12 protein-coding genes and 1 riboswitch are annotated in these 15,004 nt (G+C 41.9%); of the genes, 11 read left to right on the top strand and 1 reads right to left on the bottom strand.

The window, feature by feature from the left end; all coding sequences use genetic code 11:
* Positions 1-11: 11 nt before the first annotated feature.
* The 7 genes from murG (at position 12) to lpxC (ending at position 8,065) form a co-directional block, all read left to right on the top strand.
* Positions 12-1,109 carry an undecaprenyldiphospho-muramoylpentapeptide beta-N-acetylglucosaminyltransferase gene (gene murG, locus F936_RS01705; RefSeq protein ID WP_016801902.1) on the top strand — a complete coding sequence of 366 codons (1,098 nt, stop codon included), beginning with the start codon at positions 12-14 and terminating at the stop codon, positions 1,107-1,109.
* Positions 1,110-1,120: 11 nt separating this feature from the next.
* On the top strand, positions 1,121-2,569 hold the full coding sequence (murC, locus tag F936_RS01700) for a UDP-N-acetylmuramate--L-alanine ligase (protein ID WP_005044271.1): 1,449 nt from the start codon (positions 1,121-1,123) through the stop codon (positions 2,567-2,569).
* Positions 2,570-2,605: 36 nt separating this feature from the next.
* Positions 2,606-3,532 (top strand): D-alanine--D-alanine ligase, encoded by a 927-nt coding sequence (locus tag F936_RS01695; protein ID WP_003654094.1) that lies wholly within the window; start codon positions 2,606-2,608, stop codon positions 3,530-3,532.
* Positions 3,533-3,534: 2 nt separating this feature from the next.
* Entirely contained in the window at positions 3,535-4,389 is an 855-nt protein-coding gene (locus tag F936_RS01690) for a cell division protein FtsQ/DivIB (RefSeq protein WP_005044269.1), read from the top strand.
* Between the two features lie 60 nt (positions 4,390-4,449).
* Positions 4,450-5,712, top strand: a complete 1,263-nt coding sequence (ftsA, locus tag F936_RS01685; protein ID WP_003654091.1) for a cell division protein FtsA — start codon at positions 4,450-4,452, stop codon at positions 5,710-5,712.
* A gap of 164 nt (positions 5,713-5,876) precedes the next feature.
* Complete coding sequence (gene ftsZ, locus F936_RS01680) at positions 5,877-7,052, top strand: cell division protein FtsZ (protein ID WP_005044266.1); 1,176 nt, start codon at positions 5,877-5,879, stop codon at positions 7,050-7,052.
* Between the two features lie 110 nt (positions 7,053-7,162).
* The gene (gene lpxC / locus F936_RS01675) at positions 7,163-8,065 is read left to right on the top strand and encodes a UDP-3-O-acyl-N-acetylglucosamine deacetylase (protein ID WP_003654088.1); all 903 of its coding nucleotides are present in this window, start codon (positions 7,163-7,165) and stop codon (positions 8,063-8,065) included.
* Between the two features lie 97 nt (positions 8,066-8,162).
* Here lpxC and F936_RS01670 read toward each other — a convergent pair whose 3' ends face one another.
* On the bottom strand, positions 8,163-8,603 hold the full coding sequence (locus F936_RS01670) for a DciA family protein (RefSeq protein WP_003654086.1): 441 nt from the start codon (positions 8,601-8,603) through the stop codon (positions 8,163-8,165).
* 107 nt (positions 8,604-8,710) lie between these two features.
* On the opposite strand from F936_RS01670, the gene F936_RS01665 reads away from it, so the two are divergent.
* The 4 genes from F936_RS01665 (at position 8,711) to F936_RS01650 (ending at position 14,785) form a co-directional block, all read left to right on the top strand.
* Positions 8,711-9,403: a M23 family metallopeptidase gene (locus F936_RS01665; RefSeq protein WP_003654085.1), complete on the top strand. Its 693-nt coding sequence runs from the start codon at positions 8,711-8,713 to the stop codon at positions 9,401-9,403.
* A 250-nt stretch (positions 9,404-9,653) separates the two neighbouring features.
* Positions 9,654-12,371, top strand: a complete 2,718-nt coding sequence (gene aceE, locus F936_RS01660; protein ID WP_003654082.1) for a pyruvate dehydrogenase (acetyl-transferring), homodimeric type — start codon at positions 9,654-9,656, stop codon at positions 12,369-12,371.
* A gap of 2 nt (positions 12,372-12,373) precedes the next feature.
* A complete protein-coding gene (locus F936_RS01655) occupies positions 12,374-14,359 on the top strand; it encodes a 2-oxo acid dehydrogenase subunit E2 (protein ID WP_005044262.1) in 1,986 nt (661 codons plus the stop codon).
* Positions 14,360-14,506: 147 nt separating this feature from the next.
* Complete coding sequence (locus tag F936_RS01650; protein WP_003654079.1) at positions 14,507-14,785, top strand: hypothetical protein; 279 nt, start codon at positions 14,507-14,509, stop codon at positions 14,783-14,785.
* A 28-nt stretch (positions 14,786-14,813) separates the two neighbouring features.
* Positions 14,814-14,999, top strand: a riboswitch (yybP-ykoY riboswitch).
* Positions 15,000-15,004 lie beyond the last annotated feature (5 nt).

Below are 15,004 nucleotides of genomic sequence, written 5' to 3'. Positions count from 1 at the left end.
AGAATTAGACCGTGACCGATTCACAGCAAAGCAAACCCAAACATGTCATGATGATGGCTGCCGGTACAGGTGGACATGTTTTTCCAGCCCTCGCCGTAGCCAAACAACTTCAACAACAAGGTTGTCAGGTTTCATGGTTAGCCACGCCAACAGGTATGGAAAATCGTTTATTAAAAGATCAAAATATTCCAATTTATCAAATTGATATTCAAGGTGTTCGTGGGAACGGTGTGATCCGTAAACTTGCTGCGCCTTTTAAAATTTTAAAAGCGACTTTAAGCGCAATGCGCTATATGAAACAGCTTAAAGTTGATGCTGTGGCTGGATTTGGTGGTTATGTTGCGGGGCCTGGTGGTTTAGCAGCACGATTGTTAGGTATTCCAGTACTTATTCACGAGCAAAATGCGGTTGCTGGTTTTACCAATGCACAGTTAGCGCGTGTTGCTAAAGTCGTGTGTGAAGCATTTCCAAATACTTTTCCTGTTAGCGAAAAAGTTGTTACAACCGGAAATCCGGTACGTCGTGAAATCACCGATATTTTAAGCTCTAAGTGGCGTTATGATGCGCGTGAGCAAGCGGAACAGCCTTTAAATATTTTAATTGTCGGCGGTTCTTTAGGTGCAAAAGCGCTTAATGAACATTTACCGCCAGCGCTCAAAAAAATACAAGTTCCACTCAATATTTTTCATCAAAGTGGTCAACAGCAAGTTGAAGCAACTCAAGCACTTTATGCAGATGCACCAGCCAACTTAAAGGTGCAGGTTTTGCCGTTTATTGAAGATATGGCAAAGGCTTATAGTGAAGCTGATTTAATTATTTGCCGAGCTGGAGCATTAACGGTGACGGAAGTTGCAACAGCAGGCGTTGCTGCGGTTTTTGTACCACTTCCGATAGCAGTTGATGATCACCAAACTGCAAATGCCAAATTTCTGGCTGATATCGGTGCTGCAAAAATTTGCCAGCAATCGACTATGACACCAGATGTTTTAAATGAATTGTTCACTTCGCTGATGAACCGCCAATTACTTACAGAAATGGCAGTGAAAGCGCGTCAACATGCCCAACCAAATGCGACTCAGCATGTGGTTGATCTTATCCAAAAAATGTAATCGGATTTACTATGTCTCCATCAACAGCTGCGAACCAAGCAAAAAAACTGATTAAAGTGCCTGAAATGCGCCGTATCAAACACATTCATTTTGTGGGGATCGGCGGTGCTGGGATGTGTGGCATTGCAGAGGTATTGGGAAACCAAGGTTATAAAATTTCTGGTTCAGACATTAAAGCATCTAAAACTACAGAACAATTAGAGAAAAATGGCATCAAGGTTTACATCGGCCATCAAGCGGAAAATATTAAAAATGCCAATGTGCTTGTAGTTTCTACAGCGATTGATCCAGAAAATCCAGAAATTAAAGCAGCGATTGAACAGCGTACCCCAATTGTACGCCGCGCAGAGATGCTAGGTGAGCTTATGCGTTACCGTCATGGTATTGCTGTGGCAGGAACACATGGTAAAACTACAACGACTAGTCTTTTAACCACCATGTTGGCTGAAGAAAACCTTGATCCAACCTATGTCATTGGTGGTTTACTTAACAGTACAGGTGTAAATGCTGCACTAGGCGAAAGTCGTTTTATCGTAGCTGAAGCCGATGAGTCGGATGCATCTTTCCTTTATTTGCAACCAATGGCAGCGATTGTAACGAACATTGATGCTGACCATATGGATACCTATGAAGGTAGCTTTGATAAATTAAAAGATACGTTCGTACAATTTCTTCATAACTTACCATTTTATGGTTTGGCTGTAGTTTGTGGTGATGACGCCAACATTCGTGAAATCATGCCGCGTGTAGGCCGTCCAGTTATTACTTATGGTTTTAATGAAGATAACGACATTCGCGCAATTGATGTTGAACAAGATGGCATGCGTTCACACTTCACGGTGTTACGTAAAGGTCGTGAGCCGCTACGTTTAACCATCAACCAACCGGGTATGCATAATATTTTGAATGCTTTGGCTGCTATTGGCGTTGCGACTGACGAAGGCGTTTCTGATGGAGCGATTAGTCGTGCTTTAGACGGATTTAGTGGTGTTGGTCGTCGCTTCCAAGTACAAGGTGAATTCGAACTTGCCGATGGTAACGTTAAGCTAGTTGATGACTATGGACACCATCCGAAAGAAGTAGAAGCGACTATTAAAGCTGCTCGCCAGAGCCATCCGGATCGTCGTTTGGTTATGTTATTCCAGCCACACCGTTACTCTCGTACCCGCGATTGTTTTGATGACTTTATTGAAGTGCTTTCTCAAGTCGATCAATTATTATTACTGGAAGTTTATCCTGCCGGTGAGAAGCCTATTGTAGGTGCAGACAGCCGTACTTTGGCGCGTAGTATTCGTTTACGTGGACAGGTGGAACCGATTTTGGTCGATCCGGTTGAAGGTAATTTGCAAAACATCATGCAAAATGTGTTACAACCAAATGACTTGTTATTAACGCAGGGTGCGGGTAACGTTGGAGCAATTTCTGTAGAACTTGCACAACACCATTTGTATGTGAAATAAACAAAAATATTGAATTATCGGGTTAAGGATTTAAACGTGTCAAATGCTACAAAATTCGGCAAAGTTGCCGTGCTATTTGGTGGGAAATCGGCTGAGCGTGCTGTGTCTTTAGATAGTGGTCAGGCAGTTCTGGATGCTTTGTTACGTTCGGGTGTTCAGGCTGAAGCATTTGATCCGCAAGATCGCAGTGTGACTGAACTTGTAAATTATGATCGTGCATTTATTGTATTGCATGGTCGTGGCGGTGAAGATGGCCAGATTCAAGGTGTACTTGAATGGTTAAATCTGCCTTACACAGGAACAGGTGTACAAGGTTCTGCTATTGGCATGGATAAAGTCAAAACCAAGCAAATCTGGCAAGGTAGCGATTTACCTACAGCGCCATATCGCATTATTACTAAAGAGACAGATTTAGATGCGGTTATTGCTGAGCTAGGCTTGCCTGTCATTATCAAACCTGTACATGAAGGCTCAAGTGTGGGCATGAGTAAGGTTGAGAAAGCAGAAGACTTTGCTGCTGCAATTGAAAAAGCGACTCAGCACGATGCTGTTGTGATGGCAGAAAAATGGATCACAGGTCGTGAATTCACAATCTCGTTCTTAAATGGACAGCCTTTGCCGGTTATTCGTTTACAACCACCAGCAGACGTTGCTTTTTATGACTATGAAGCAAAATATGAACGTAATGATGTTGAGTACGGTATTCCTTGTGGTCTAAGTGAGACAGAAGAGAAAAACCTACAAGCATTGTGCTTGCGTGCTTTTCAAGCAGTTGGTGCCGAAGGCTGGGGCCGTATTGATGCGATGCAGGATGAGCAGGGTAATTTCTGGCTTTTAGAAGTAAACACTGTGCCAGGTATGACCAGCCATTCTTTAGTTCCAAAAGCTGCTCAAGCTGTTGGCTATAGTTTTGATGAATTGTGTGTTGCCATTCTTGAGCAAACATTGGAAGGTACGGCTTAAATATGGCACAACTTCCGGCTTCCATGCGCCGTAAACGTGCGGCTATCACCTCTATTCATGATAAACCGCCTACACGTAAGCAGAAGCTTGCGAATGCTGGTGGATGGGTGCTGTTGGTTATTGCTTTTGTAGTGCTGGCAGTCGGAATTTATGGGCTATATAAAGTTATTACAGATGCAAAAGTTGCAAAGCTAGAGGTTGTAGGGTCGACGTCTTCAGTTGAAACACAACAAGTGATGCAGAATGTTGCTCCAATTATAAAAGCGAATTATTTCACATCTGATTTAGAACAGATTCGTGATAAAACATTAGAAATTTCATGGGTAGACCGAGTTGTTGTATCTCGTGCCTGGCCCAATGGTATTCGTGTTCGTGTCATGCCTCGACATGCCATCGCCCGTTGGGGAACAGGTCGCTTGTTAAGCGATGGAGGCGATGTATTTAGTGAGGCAGAGCCGACAATTCACCCTGAGCTTCCGTTACTACATGGTCCGGTAAGCCAGTCGAAAATGATGATGCGACGCTATAATGAAATCAATCAATTATTCCATCCCGCCAATTTGCGCCTAAAAGAGTTATATCTGACGGAGCGAATGACTTGGTTTATGCAGTTTGACACAGGTTTACGAATTATCGTTGACCAAGATCAAACAATGAATAAGTTGCAACGTTTAAGTCATCTGGCACAATCTGACTTAAAACCGGTGTGGTCGAAAATCTCAGCCATTGATTTGCGATATCGTAATGGATTATCTATTCAATGGAAGAACGCAACACCACCTAAAATTGTGAATGGTCAGTTTGTTGTAACGATTGATGACACAAGCATTGCAGGTGGAACAAAAGCAAAGCCATAATACGTGGCTTTAAAATAGGCAATTTGCCTGGTATTAAACAACAAAGAAATGGTATGAGTGATGAATGAAGCTGTTCCCTCAGTTGTTGCGATTGACATTGGGACGCATAAAGTTTCAGTTTTGATTGGAAAAATTCATGCGCCGGATAACATTCAAGTTATCGGTATGGCAACTGCTCGCAATCGAGGCATGAATAAAGGAAAAATCGTCAGCCTCGATAAAGTCATCGCTGCGATTAAAAATGCTGTTGCTGAAGCGGAAAATATGGCCGAATGTCGCATTCATAGCGCATGGGTATCGATTCCGAGTACCGAGTTGCAAAGTTTTTATGCCTCTGGCCGCACACCAGTTGCTAATCCAGCACATGTTATTACAACAAATGAAGTCGTGCGCGCGTTAGAATTGGCAAAAGCAAGTCATGTGACTTCTGATTACTATTTAGCAAGTGCAGTGCCGTTAGGCTTTGAATTGGGTGATTCTGCTGAATGGGTGCAGAATCCAATTAACATGACTGCCCATAGTATGACAGGACATTATCAGTTAATGATGATGCCTATAGCGACTATGCAAAACCTTGATCGCGCCATGAAAGGTGCAAATATCGGGGTTGAAAAAATGGTGGTATCTTGCTTGGCAACCGCTGAGGCAAGTTTGCTTAAAGATGAAAAAGAATATGGTGTTTGTCTGGTCGATGTTGGCGCAGGCATTACCAATCTTGCAGTTTATCTAGATGGACGTTTGGCTCTGGCACGTACATTGCAGCGCGGTGGTGAACACGTTACACGTGATATTGCTGCTGTATTGCAAACCACGACAGAAGAAGCTGAACGCATTAAAATTCTGTATGGTTGTGTTGATTTAAGTGCTGTTAAGCCAGATCACATGATTCAGGTAGAAGGAATTGATGGCCCTCAAACCATTAGTCGAATTGAGTTGTCAGAAATTATTATTGCCCGTTATGAAGAGATCTTTAGCCAGATTCGCGATGAACTCGAAAACAGCGGCGCAATTCATGGTTTATATCATGGTGTAGTGCTGACAGGTGATGCTTGTCAAATCGAAGGTATGGTGAGTTTAGCTCGCCGTATGTTGGGGGTATCTGCACATTTGGGCAATCCACCGTTACAGGTTTATGCTGATGATCAGCATCAAGCCGCGTTACGTCGTTCGATGTATGCAACAGCAGCTGGTTTGCTCATGTTTAGCCAAAGTGAGTTGCAAGAAGCTGTTGAAGAGCCTGAAGAGGCAAATGACCGTTCGGTATGGGAACGAATGGTAAATGGCTGGAATGCGTTTAATAGCAAGCTAAAAGCCATTTTTTAGGATGTATGGATTTATTGGTAGAATTGTTAGGAAGTTGTAAGAGAAAACCACTGTACTTGACAAGGTTTGTATTGCACAGCATTCTTAAAATTAGTTATTTTTGAAAATCAAGGCAGTATACGGGCTGAAGTGACTGCCATAATGTATTAGGAACCCTAAAGGTCATGGCCTCATTTGAATTTATAGAAGATGAACTAAACGATGGCAACGGTCAAGCCCGTTTCACTGTATTTGGTGTAGGTGGTGGTGGCGGTAATGCCGTTCAACATATGGTGCAGTCTGATATTCAAGGTGTTAAATTCGTTTGTGCCAATACAGACAAACAAGCACTGGACTGTATGAATGCACCTTTCAAAATTCAGTTAGGCGAGCAAAGTACACGTGGTCTAGGTGCTGGTGCTAACCCTGAAGTAGGGCAAGTTGCAGCAGAAGAAAGCCGTGAAATTATTCGTCACCATCTTGAAGGTACGGATATGGTATTCGTTACCGCTGGTATGGGTGGTGGTACGGGTACAGGCGCGGCACCTGTCGTGGCTGAAGTTGCCAAAGAAATGGGTATTTTGACTGTTGGTGTTGTGACAACCCCATTTAACTTTGAAGGCCGTCGCCGTTTAAAGTCTGCTGAACGTGGTATTGAAGCGCTTGAAGCACATGTTGATTCATTGATTATTATCCCTAACCAGCGCTTACTCAGCGTATATGGCGATATTTCAATGAAAGATGCTTATAAAAAAGCTGATGATGTATTGTTAAACGCTGTACGTAGTATCTTTGACCTTGTTGTAAACCGTGGTCACATTAACCTTGACTTCGCCGATTTGAAAACTGCCATGAGTACACGTGGTTATGCCATGATGGGTGCTGGTTTAGGTCGTGGTGAAGATCGTGCACGTCAAGCGGCTGAACAGGCTATTCGTAGTCCATTGCTTGATAACGTCAATATTATTAATGCTAAAGGTGTGTTGATTAACATTACTGGCGGTGATGATATTACTTTACGCGAAACTGAAATCATTACTGATGTCGTGAACCAGATTGTTGACCTTGATGAAGGTGAAATCTTCTACGGTACTGTATTTGATCCAGATGCGCGTGATGAATTACGTGTAACAGTGATTGCAACTGGTTTAACTCGTAATGCAGCAGATGCGGAACCGAGAAAACGCAATACGGTAAGTCATACATCGACTCAATCAGCTCAATCTGTTGATGAAGATGATGTTCCTGCTATTAATAAGCGTCAAAATGCAGACAATGAAGTGAGTAGTACTGCAAGTTCTTCTCCGCGTTCTTCTCCGATGAGCATTCAAGATTACTTGAAAAATCAGCAACGTAAGTAAAATATTATTAAATTAAAAAAAAGGCAGTGTTTAATCACTGCCTTTTTTTGTTTTTGATCAATGACTAAATATGCTAACGTATAGCGGTTTTAAAAAAGAAGTTACAAAGCATGGTGAAACAACGTACTCTCAATCGTGTGGTAAAAGCGAGTGGAATAGGTCTTCATAGCGGTCAAAAAGTGATGATCAATTTCATTCCACATACCGTGGATGGGGGTATTGTATTTCGTCGTATCGATTTAGATCCACCTGTGGAAATCCATGCGAATGCTTTGCTGATTCAAGAAGCTTTTATGTGCTCCAATTTAGTAATTGGAGATATAAAAGTTGGAACGATTGAGCATGTGATGAGCGCAATTGCAGGTTTGGGAATTGATAACCTTATTGTTGAGGTATCTGCGTCCGAAGTTCCGATTATGGATGGAAGTGCCGGCCCATTTATTTACCTGTTAATGCAAGGTGGATTACGTGAGCTGGATGCGCCGAAAAAATTTATAAGAATATTAAAACCAGTTGAAGCATTAATAGATGATAAAAAAGCAATTTTTAGACCGCATAATGGTTTTCAATTAAATTTTACGATTGATTTTGACCATCCGGCATTTGCTAAAGAATATCAATCTGCGACTATCGACTTTTCTACTGAAACTTTTGTATATGAAGTCAGTGAAGCTCGTACTTTTGGTTTTATGAAAGATCTGGATTATCTCAAAGCAAATAACTTAGCTTTAGGTGCAAGTTTAGATAATGCGATTGGTGTAGATGACACGGGCGTTGTTAACGAAGAAGGCTTACGTTTCGCCGATGAATTTGTGAGACATAAGATTTTAGATGCAGTAGGTGATTTGTATTTGCTTGGTCATCAAATTATTGCCAAGTTCGATGGCTATAAATCGGGACATGCTTTAAATAATCAGTTGTTACGCAATGTTCAAAGTGATCCGAGTAATTATGAAATTGTAACATTTGATGACGAGAATGAATGTCCAATTCCATATGTGAGTGTGACATAAGTCATTGTCTTTATTTGGTCATGTTATAATGTAACATTTTAAAGTGTGAATTTTGTCACACAAATATGGCTGAACTTTTCATTAAATATAGAGCTCGTCATTTTTTATTGCTTGCCAAACGTAGTAAAGCTTGGCTAAGCTTAGGGTCGCTCACGAAGTCGGCTGCACTACGTAACATTTCTTGTGTTTCCGGGGGAATGGGTTTAGATGGCTCAGATGAGGGTGGATTTGGAATGTTTTTATTTCTCAAGCGAACCTGAATTCTTTGTAGGTCTTTTAACCCTTCAAGTTGAGATAATTTAGATACATATTGGTTCTGTAAATAACTGAGTTGACTAATCATCGCCTGATTTTCACCAGTAATGATCAAAGAACCATTTTGATAACACACGACCTGCCATTGTTCCGGTTGGGGCAATAAGGGTTGGATAATTTTCGTAAGTCTTTGCCATTGCGCGACTTGCGTTGTTAGAAACGTAAGGTTTCCTGTTTTTATGTGTTTTCCGGATTGTTGAAAAACGTTATCGGGTTTAGACATGGGTCATTCTCGGATAGATTCTTGTCTTCATCTTAAGCGTTCATTTCAATCGATATCAAGGAAGAGATCATAAGGAACTTAAGTAAGAACAGTTTCAAGAGGTTTTTATGCACACGCGTCGTATTTTATTAGCGTTTTCACTTGCCGCTTCGGCAGCATCAGTTGCTTTTGCAGATTATCAAACAATTAACCAATCTACTGATTCAGATCGATTGGAACAACTATCAAAAACATTATCTCAAGGTTCATACACTCATCCTGATGATTTAGATCTTCCAGCGAGTGCGAAAGTTTCAGTGACCTTACGCCAAAAAACGGTTGAACTCAACAATGAGTCACTCGCTAAAAAATATGGCAATACGAGCGCAAAGAACTCTTTTAATGCCTCTTCTTCAAATGCTTACTCTTGGTTAATTTCTCATCCTCTTCCTGATACAGTACGTGTTTCTTCCAACTTTGGTGGCCGTACGATGGGTGGCCGTGCCGAACATCATGGTGGATTGGATATGGCTGCTCCAAGTGGTACGCCAATCTATGCTACAGGCCCGGGTATTGTAACCAAATCTGGTTGGGGTACTGGCTATGGTCAATATGTTGAAATTAACCATGGTAATGGCTATTTAACACGCTATGCGCATGCTTCGCGTTTGATGGTACGTGTAGGTGAACAAGTCTCGGCAGGTGAACATATTGCCAATGTAGGTTGTACTGGTCGCTGTACTGGTCCACATTTGCACTACGAAGTAGTAAAAGATGGTCAACGTAAGAATCCAACAACTTACTTGGCGATGCTTCCTTAAAAGCATAGTTAAAAAGATTAAGGTTATTGAATTTATGAATCTGAAATTAACTTAAACCTTTTTTAACGTAAAGATTGTATAAAAAAACGCCATTATTGGCGTTTTTTTGTTATTTTGTTTAATGCTCGGTCAATGACTATTCATTCAGAAAATAATAGGCCCCCCTCACATTCACCCATGGCAATAACTAGAGAGGGGTAAAACGTGGTAAAAATACAAAGTAGATTAAAGGACAAGGAACAGGTGAATTATGGCGTTTTACGGTGACTCCGATGCACAAGAAACCCAAGAGTGGCAAGATGCATTCGATTCAGTTTTACAACATATGGGAACTGAGCGCGCGGCATTCTTATTGGAAAAACTTTACCAACAAGCAATTGCCAAGCATGTTCCCATTCAACGTCTCAATACACCTTACTTAAATACAATTTCTGTTGAAGAACAACCTGCAATGCCAGGCGACCAAGATATGGAACGCCGTATTCGTGCATTGATTCGTTGGAATGCCTTAGCAATGGTACTTCGCGCGAATAAAACAGGCGATGATTTAGGTGGACACTTGGCGAGCTTCGCATCAAGTGCAACATTATATGACGTAGGTTTTAACCATTTCTTCCGCGCAAACAGCGATAACTTTGGCGGAGATATGATTTATTACCAAGGACATTGTGCTCCTGGTATTTATGCTCGTTCATTCCTTGAAGGGCGTTTGACTGAAGAACAGTTAAGTAATTTCCGCCGTGAAGTTGGCGGTAACGGTTTACCAAGCTATCCACATCCATATTTAATGCCGGACTATTGGCAATTCCCAACTGTATCAATGGGTCTTGGTCCAATCATGTCGATTTATCAAGCACACATTCAAAAATATTTGATGAATCGTGGCTTGATCAAAGAAGAAAATCGTAAAGTCTGGGCATATCTTGGCGATGGCGAGATGGATGAGCCAGAAAGTACTGGTGCAATTTCACTTGCTGGTCGTGAAAAACTTGATAACCTAATTTGGGTGGTTAACTGTAACTTACAGCGTCTAGATGGCCCTGTACGTGGTAACGGTAAAATCATTCAAGAATTAGAATCTTTATTCCGTGGTGCGGGCTGGCGTGTCATTAAAGTAGTATGGGGTCGTCATTGGGATCCGCTACTTGCAAAAGACAGCACAGGCGCTTTAAAAGCGGTAATGGGCGAAACAGTTGATGGTGAGTATCAGCGCTATCAAGTGAAAGGTGGTGCATATACACGTGAGAAATTCTTTGGCAAGTACCCAGAAGCTGCGGAACTTGTAAAAGATTTAAGCGATGAAGACATCGATAATCTCAACCGTGGTGGTCATGACCCGTACAAAGTTTTTGCTGCCTATGCAGAAGCAATGACAGCCAAAGGTCAACCAACAGTTATTCTTGCGAAAACTGTTAAAGGTTACGGTTTGTCTGAAGAAATTGAAGCGGTGAATAAGACTCACCAAATCAAAAAAATGCAGATCGATTCTTTAAAATATGTACGTGACCGTTTCAACCTGCCATTTACAGATGATAAATTAGAAGAGCTTCCATTCTATCGCCCAAGTGAAAACTCTCCTGAAATGAAATATATGAAGGCACGTCGTGAAGCTTTAGGTGGCTATTTACCTGCACGTCGTAAAGAGAGTGAAATTTTAGCGATTCCTGAATTATCTGTATTTGATGCAGTATTAAAAGGTTCAGCAGGCAAAGAACAATCAACTACCATGGTGATGGTGCGTTTAATTGCTTCTTTACTTAAAGAAAAAGCAATTAAAGACCGCGTAGTACCAATCGTTCCAGATGAAGCGCGTACTTTTGGTCTAGAAGGTATGTTCCGTCAGCTTGGTATTTATGCTGCTCACGGTCAAAAATATACCCCAGAAGACCAAGAACAGTTAATGCATTACCGTGAAGCAAGTGACGGTCACATGCTTCAAGAAGGGATTAACGAAGCTGGTGCGATGAGCGCATGGGCTGCGTTGGCAACAAGTTATTCAACGAATAACTTGCCAATGATTCCAATGTACATGTACTACTCAATGTTTGGTTTCCAACGTATTGGCGACATCGCATGGGCTGCTGGTGATGCACAGGCACAAGGTTTCTTGTTAGGGGCTACTGCTGGTCGTACCACATTGAACGGTGAAGGTTTACAGCACCAAGATGGTCATTCACATATCTTGGCGAACACGATTCCAAACTGTGTATCTTATGATCCATGTTTTGGTTATGAGTTAGCTGTAATCGTACATGATGGTTTACAACGTATGTATGTGAACCAAGAACGTGTGTTCTATTACCTAACTGTAATGAACGAAAACTACGAGCATCCTGCAATGCCTGAAGGCGCTGAGGAAGGCATTAAACGTGGTATGTACTTGTTCGAAAAAGATGAAAAAGCAACTGTCCAATTGATGGGTTCAGGTGTAATTCTTCGTGAAGTGATCAAAGCTGCGAAAATCTTACGTGATGAATACCAAATCCATTCAAACGTTTGGAGTGTAACAAGCTTCAATGAGTTGTCGCGTGATGGTATGGCATGTGAAGAATACAACCGTTTACACCCACTTACTGAAGAAGTGAAAGAGTCTTGGGTGTCTAAACAATTACGTGGTACAGAAGGTATCGTTGTTTCAGCAACAGACCATATGCGTGCGTATAGCGAACAAATCCGTGCCTATCTTCCAGATGGCCGCCCATTTGTTGCGTTGGGTACAGATGGTTATGGTCGCTCAGATACACGTGCTAACTTGCGTAGTTTCTTTGGTGTTGATGCTGCACATATCGTTGTTGCTACTTTGAAAAAATTAGCTGACGAAGGTGAAGTAGATGCACGTTTAGTTAAAGATGCAATTTCTAACTTTGAGTTAGATACTGATCGTCCAGTGGCATGGGCTCCACAAGCACATCCAGAAGTTCAACCAGTTGCTGAATACCATGAAGCGCAAACAGGTGAGGGGAACTAAGCATGCAAATTAAGACCCCTGATATTGGCGTAGATAAAGCAGTTGTTGCTGAAATTTTGGTAAAAGTTGGCGATAGCATTGCTGAAAATGACAGCCTTGTTTTGCTTGAGTCAGATAAAGCCTCTGTTGAAGTGCCTAGCACTTCAGCAGGTGTCGTAAAAAGCATCCTAATCAAAGAAGGCGATAGCGTAACTGAAGGTACGGTATTGTTTGAACTTGAAGCTGAGGGTGCTGCACCTGTAGCTCAAGCAGAAGAAGTTGTAAAACCTGCACCAGCAGCTGAACAATCAGCAGCACCGGCAGCGGTACAACAGGCTTCAACTGCTGCACAACCAGCAGCGGCAACCACTAGCCAAGTGGTTGAAGTTCAAGTTCCCGATATTGGTGTTGAAAAAGCACTAGTTGGTGAAATTTTAGTAAAAGTTGGTGAGCAAATCGATGTTGAACAAAGCATCGTTGTGGTTGAATCTGACAAAGCAACTGTAGAAGTACCAAGCAGTGTTGCTGGTACTGTAGAAAGCATTCAAGTTAAAGAAGGCGATACAGTTAAAGAAGGTGTTGTGCTCATTAAAGTGAAAACAACGTCTGCATCAAGTGCGCCAGTTGAAGCTCCTGCTTCTACAGCAGCTCCAGCGGCAGCGCCTGCACCAGTTCAACAAGAAACTGTAGCTGCGGCTGCTACTCAATCTGGACCAGTTGATATTAACGTTCCTGATTTGGGCGTAGACAAAGCAGTTGTTGCTGAAATCTTGGTACAAGTTGGCGATAAAGTTGATGTAGACCAAAGCCTTGTTGTTGTTGAGTCAGATAAAGCAACTGTAGAAGTTCCAAGTACTGTTGCTGGCGTTGTGAAAGCGATTCACTTGCAAGCAGGTCAACAAGTTTCACAAGGTATTTTGCTTGCAACAATTGAAGCGGAAGGCCAAGCACCTGCGGCAGCTCCAGCGCCACAAGCAGAAGTAGCGGCTCCGGCAGCACAAGCTTCAGCACCTAAAGCGGCAGCTCCTGCTCCGACTCAGTCAGCACCTGTGGCTGCTTCTGGTACTGATAAGTTAACGAAAGAGCAAGAAGCCGAAAACGCTAAAGTTTATGCTGGCCCTGCTGTTCGTAAGCTTGCTCGTGAACTTGGTGTGGTTTTATCACAAGTTAAAACTTCTGGTGAACATGGTCGTGTGATTAAAGAAGATATCTTTGCTTATGTGAAGACTCGTTTAACTGCACCACAAGCGGCTCCAGTGGCTGCGGCTGCACCAGCAGTTTCGGGTTTGCCAAAGCTTCCTGACTTCACTGCGTTTGGTGGCGTGGAAGAAAAAGTACTGACGCGTTTGCAGCAAGTATCAATTCCGCAATTGTCATTGAACAACTTTATTCCGCAAGTCACCCAGTTTGATTTGGCTGACATTACTGAGTTAGAAGATTGGCGTAATGAACTGAAAGGCAACTTCAAAAAAGAAGGTGTCAGCCTGACGATTATGGCATTCATTATCAAAGCGGTTGCGCATTTGTTGAAAGAAGAGCGTGAGTTCGCAGGTCATCTATCTGATGACGGTAAATCAGTGCTCTTGCGCAATGAAATCCATATGGGAATTGCGGTAGCAACACCTGATGGTTTAACTGTGCCAGTACTTCGTAATCCTGACCAAAAATCAATTAAGCAAATTGCAGTTGAATTGGGTGTGTTAGGTCAAAAAGCACGTGATAAGAAATTAACACCGAAAGACTTACAAGGTGCGAACTTCACGATTACAAGCTTAGGCTCAATTGGTGGTACATCATTTACACCACTCGTAAACTGGCCGCAAGTTGCAATTTTAGGTATATCACCAGCAACTATGCAGCCTGTGTGGAATGGTAAAGACTTTGACCCACGCTTAATGTTGCCGCTGTCATTGTCTTATGACCATCGTGTAATTAATGGTGCAGATGCTGCTCGCTTTACCAATAAACTTACGAAACTTCTTAAAGATATTCGTACTTTATTAATCTAATATTTTGAAATGAATCATTAAAACCTCGCTTCGGCGGGGTTTTTATTTTGATATTTAATTTAATTGGTTTTAGGTTAATCTAAAGACGAAGAAGGAAGTGTCGAGAGAGGAGAAATTTCTCGTTATTAGGTAAAGGAGAAATAATAAATGGCGGGTTTTTTAAAAATCATGGTACCAATCCTATTGATTGTATTTTTATTAATGGGGGTATGGGTCAGTGTTTTACACTTTCCTTGGGAATGGATGACTTACGTTGCAATGGGGTTGGAAGTATTTGTAGCAATGCTTATTTTGCCGTTTGAATTTCAGTCACAGCACATAGCAGGCATTAACAATTTGGGGTTTATTAACTTAAGTATTTGTTTAGCCTTACTATTAGGCTTAGGTCGGTTGTTGGTGTGGGCATGGATAAAATTTTTTGTTTGAAAAATAGAACTGCTCGAATATAATAAGCACATACTTCATTGGGGAGTAGCCGCTATTCATTTCTAAATGAATAGGTGATGATCAACATAATTGTTCAACAGAACATGGTCATCATAGCTTAAACGTCTCATCGTTTCCGAGTTGGCAAGACCTTTGATTTACCACTCTGCAGATATTTGGCTAGCAGGAGGGGTAGGTCATGGGCATTTATGCTAGCCA

This window comes from Acinetobacter calcoaceticus DSM 30006 = CIP 81.8 (assembly GCF_000368965.1).
Taxonomy (GTDB): Bacteria; Pseudomonadota; Gammaproteobacteria; order Pseudomonadales; family Moraxellaceae; genus Acinetobacter; species Acinetobacter calcoaceticus.
Note: the sequence above shows the minus strand (reverse complement) of the source record. Positions and strands in the feature narration are given on the sequence as shown.

Coding starts and splice junctions, on each gene's coding strand:
- murC (WP_005044271.1), top strand. CDS start 1,121: ATGTCTCCATCAACAGCTGCGAACCAAGCAAAAAAACTGATTAAAGTG.
- F936_RS01690 (WP_005044269.1), top strand. CDS start 3,535: ATGGCACAACTTCCGGCTTCCATGCGCCGTAAACGTGCGGCTATCACC.
- ftsA (WP_003654091.1), top strand. CDS start 4,450: ATGAATGAAGCTGTTCCCTCAGTTGTTGCGATTGACATTGGGACGCAT.
- ftsZ (WP_005044266.1), top strand. CDS start 5,877: ATGGCCTCATTTGAATTTATAGAAGATGAACTAAACGATGGCAACGGT.
- lpxC (WP_003654088.1), top strand. CDS start 7,163: ATGGTGAAACAACGTACTCTCAATCGTGTGGTAAAAGCGAGTGGAATA.
- F936_RS01670 (WP_003654086.1), bottom strand. CDS start 8,603: ATGTCTAAACCCGATAACGTTTTTCAACAATCCGGAAAACACATAAAA.
- F936_RS01665 (WP_003654085.1), top strand. CDS start 8,711: ATGCACACGCGTCGTATTTTATTAGCGTTTTCACTTGCCGCTTCGGCA.
- aceE (WP_003654082.1), top strand. CDS start 9,654: ATGGCGTTTTACGGTGACTCCGATGCACAAGAAACCCAAGAGTGGCAA.
- F936_RS01655 (WP_005044262.1), top strand. CDS start 12,374: ATGCAAATTAAGACCCCTGATATTGGCGTAGATAAAGCAGTTGTTGCT.
- F936_RS01650 (WP_003654079.1), top strand. CDS start 14,507: ATGGCGGGTTTTTTAAAAATCATGGTACCAATCCTATTGATTGTATTT.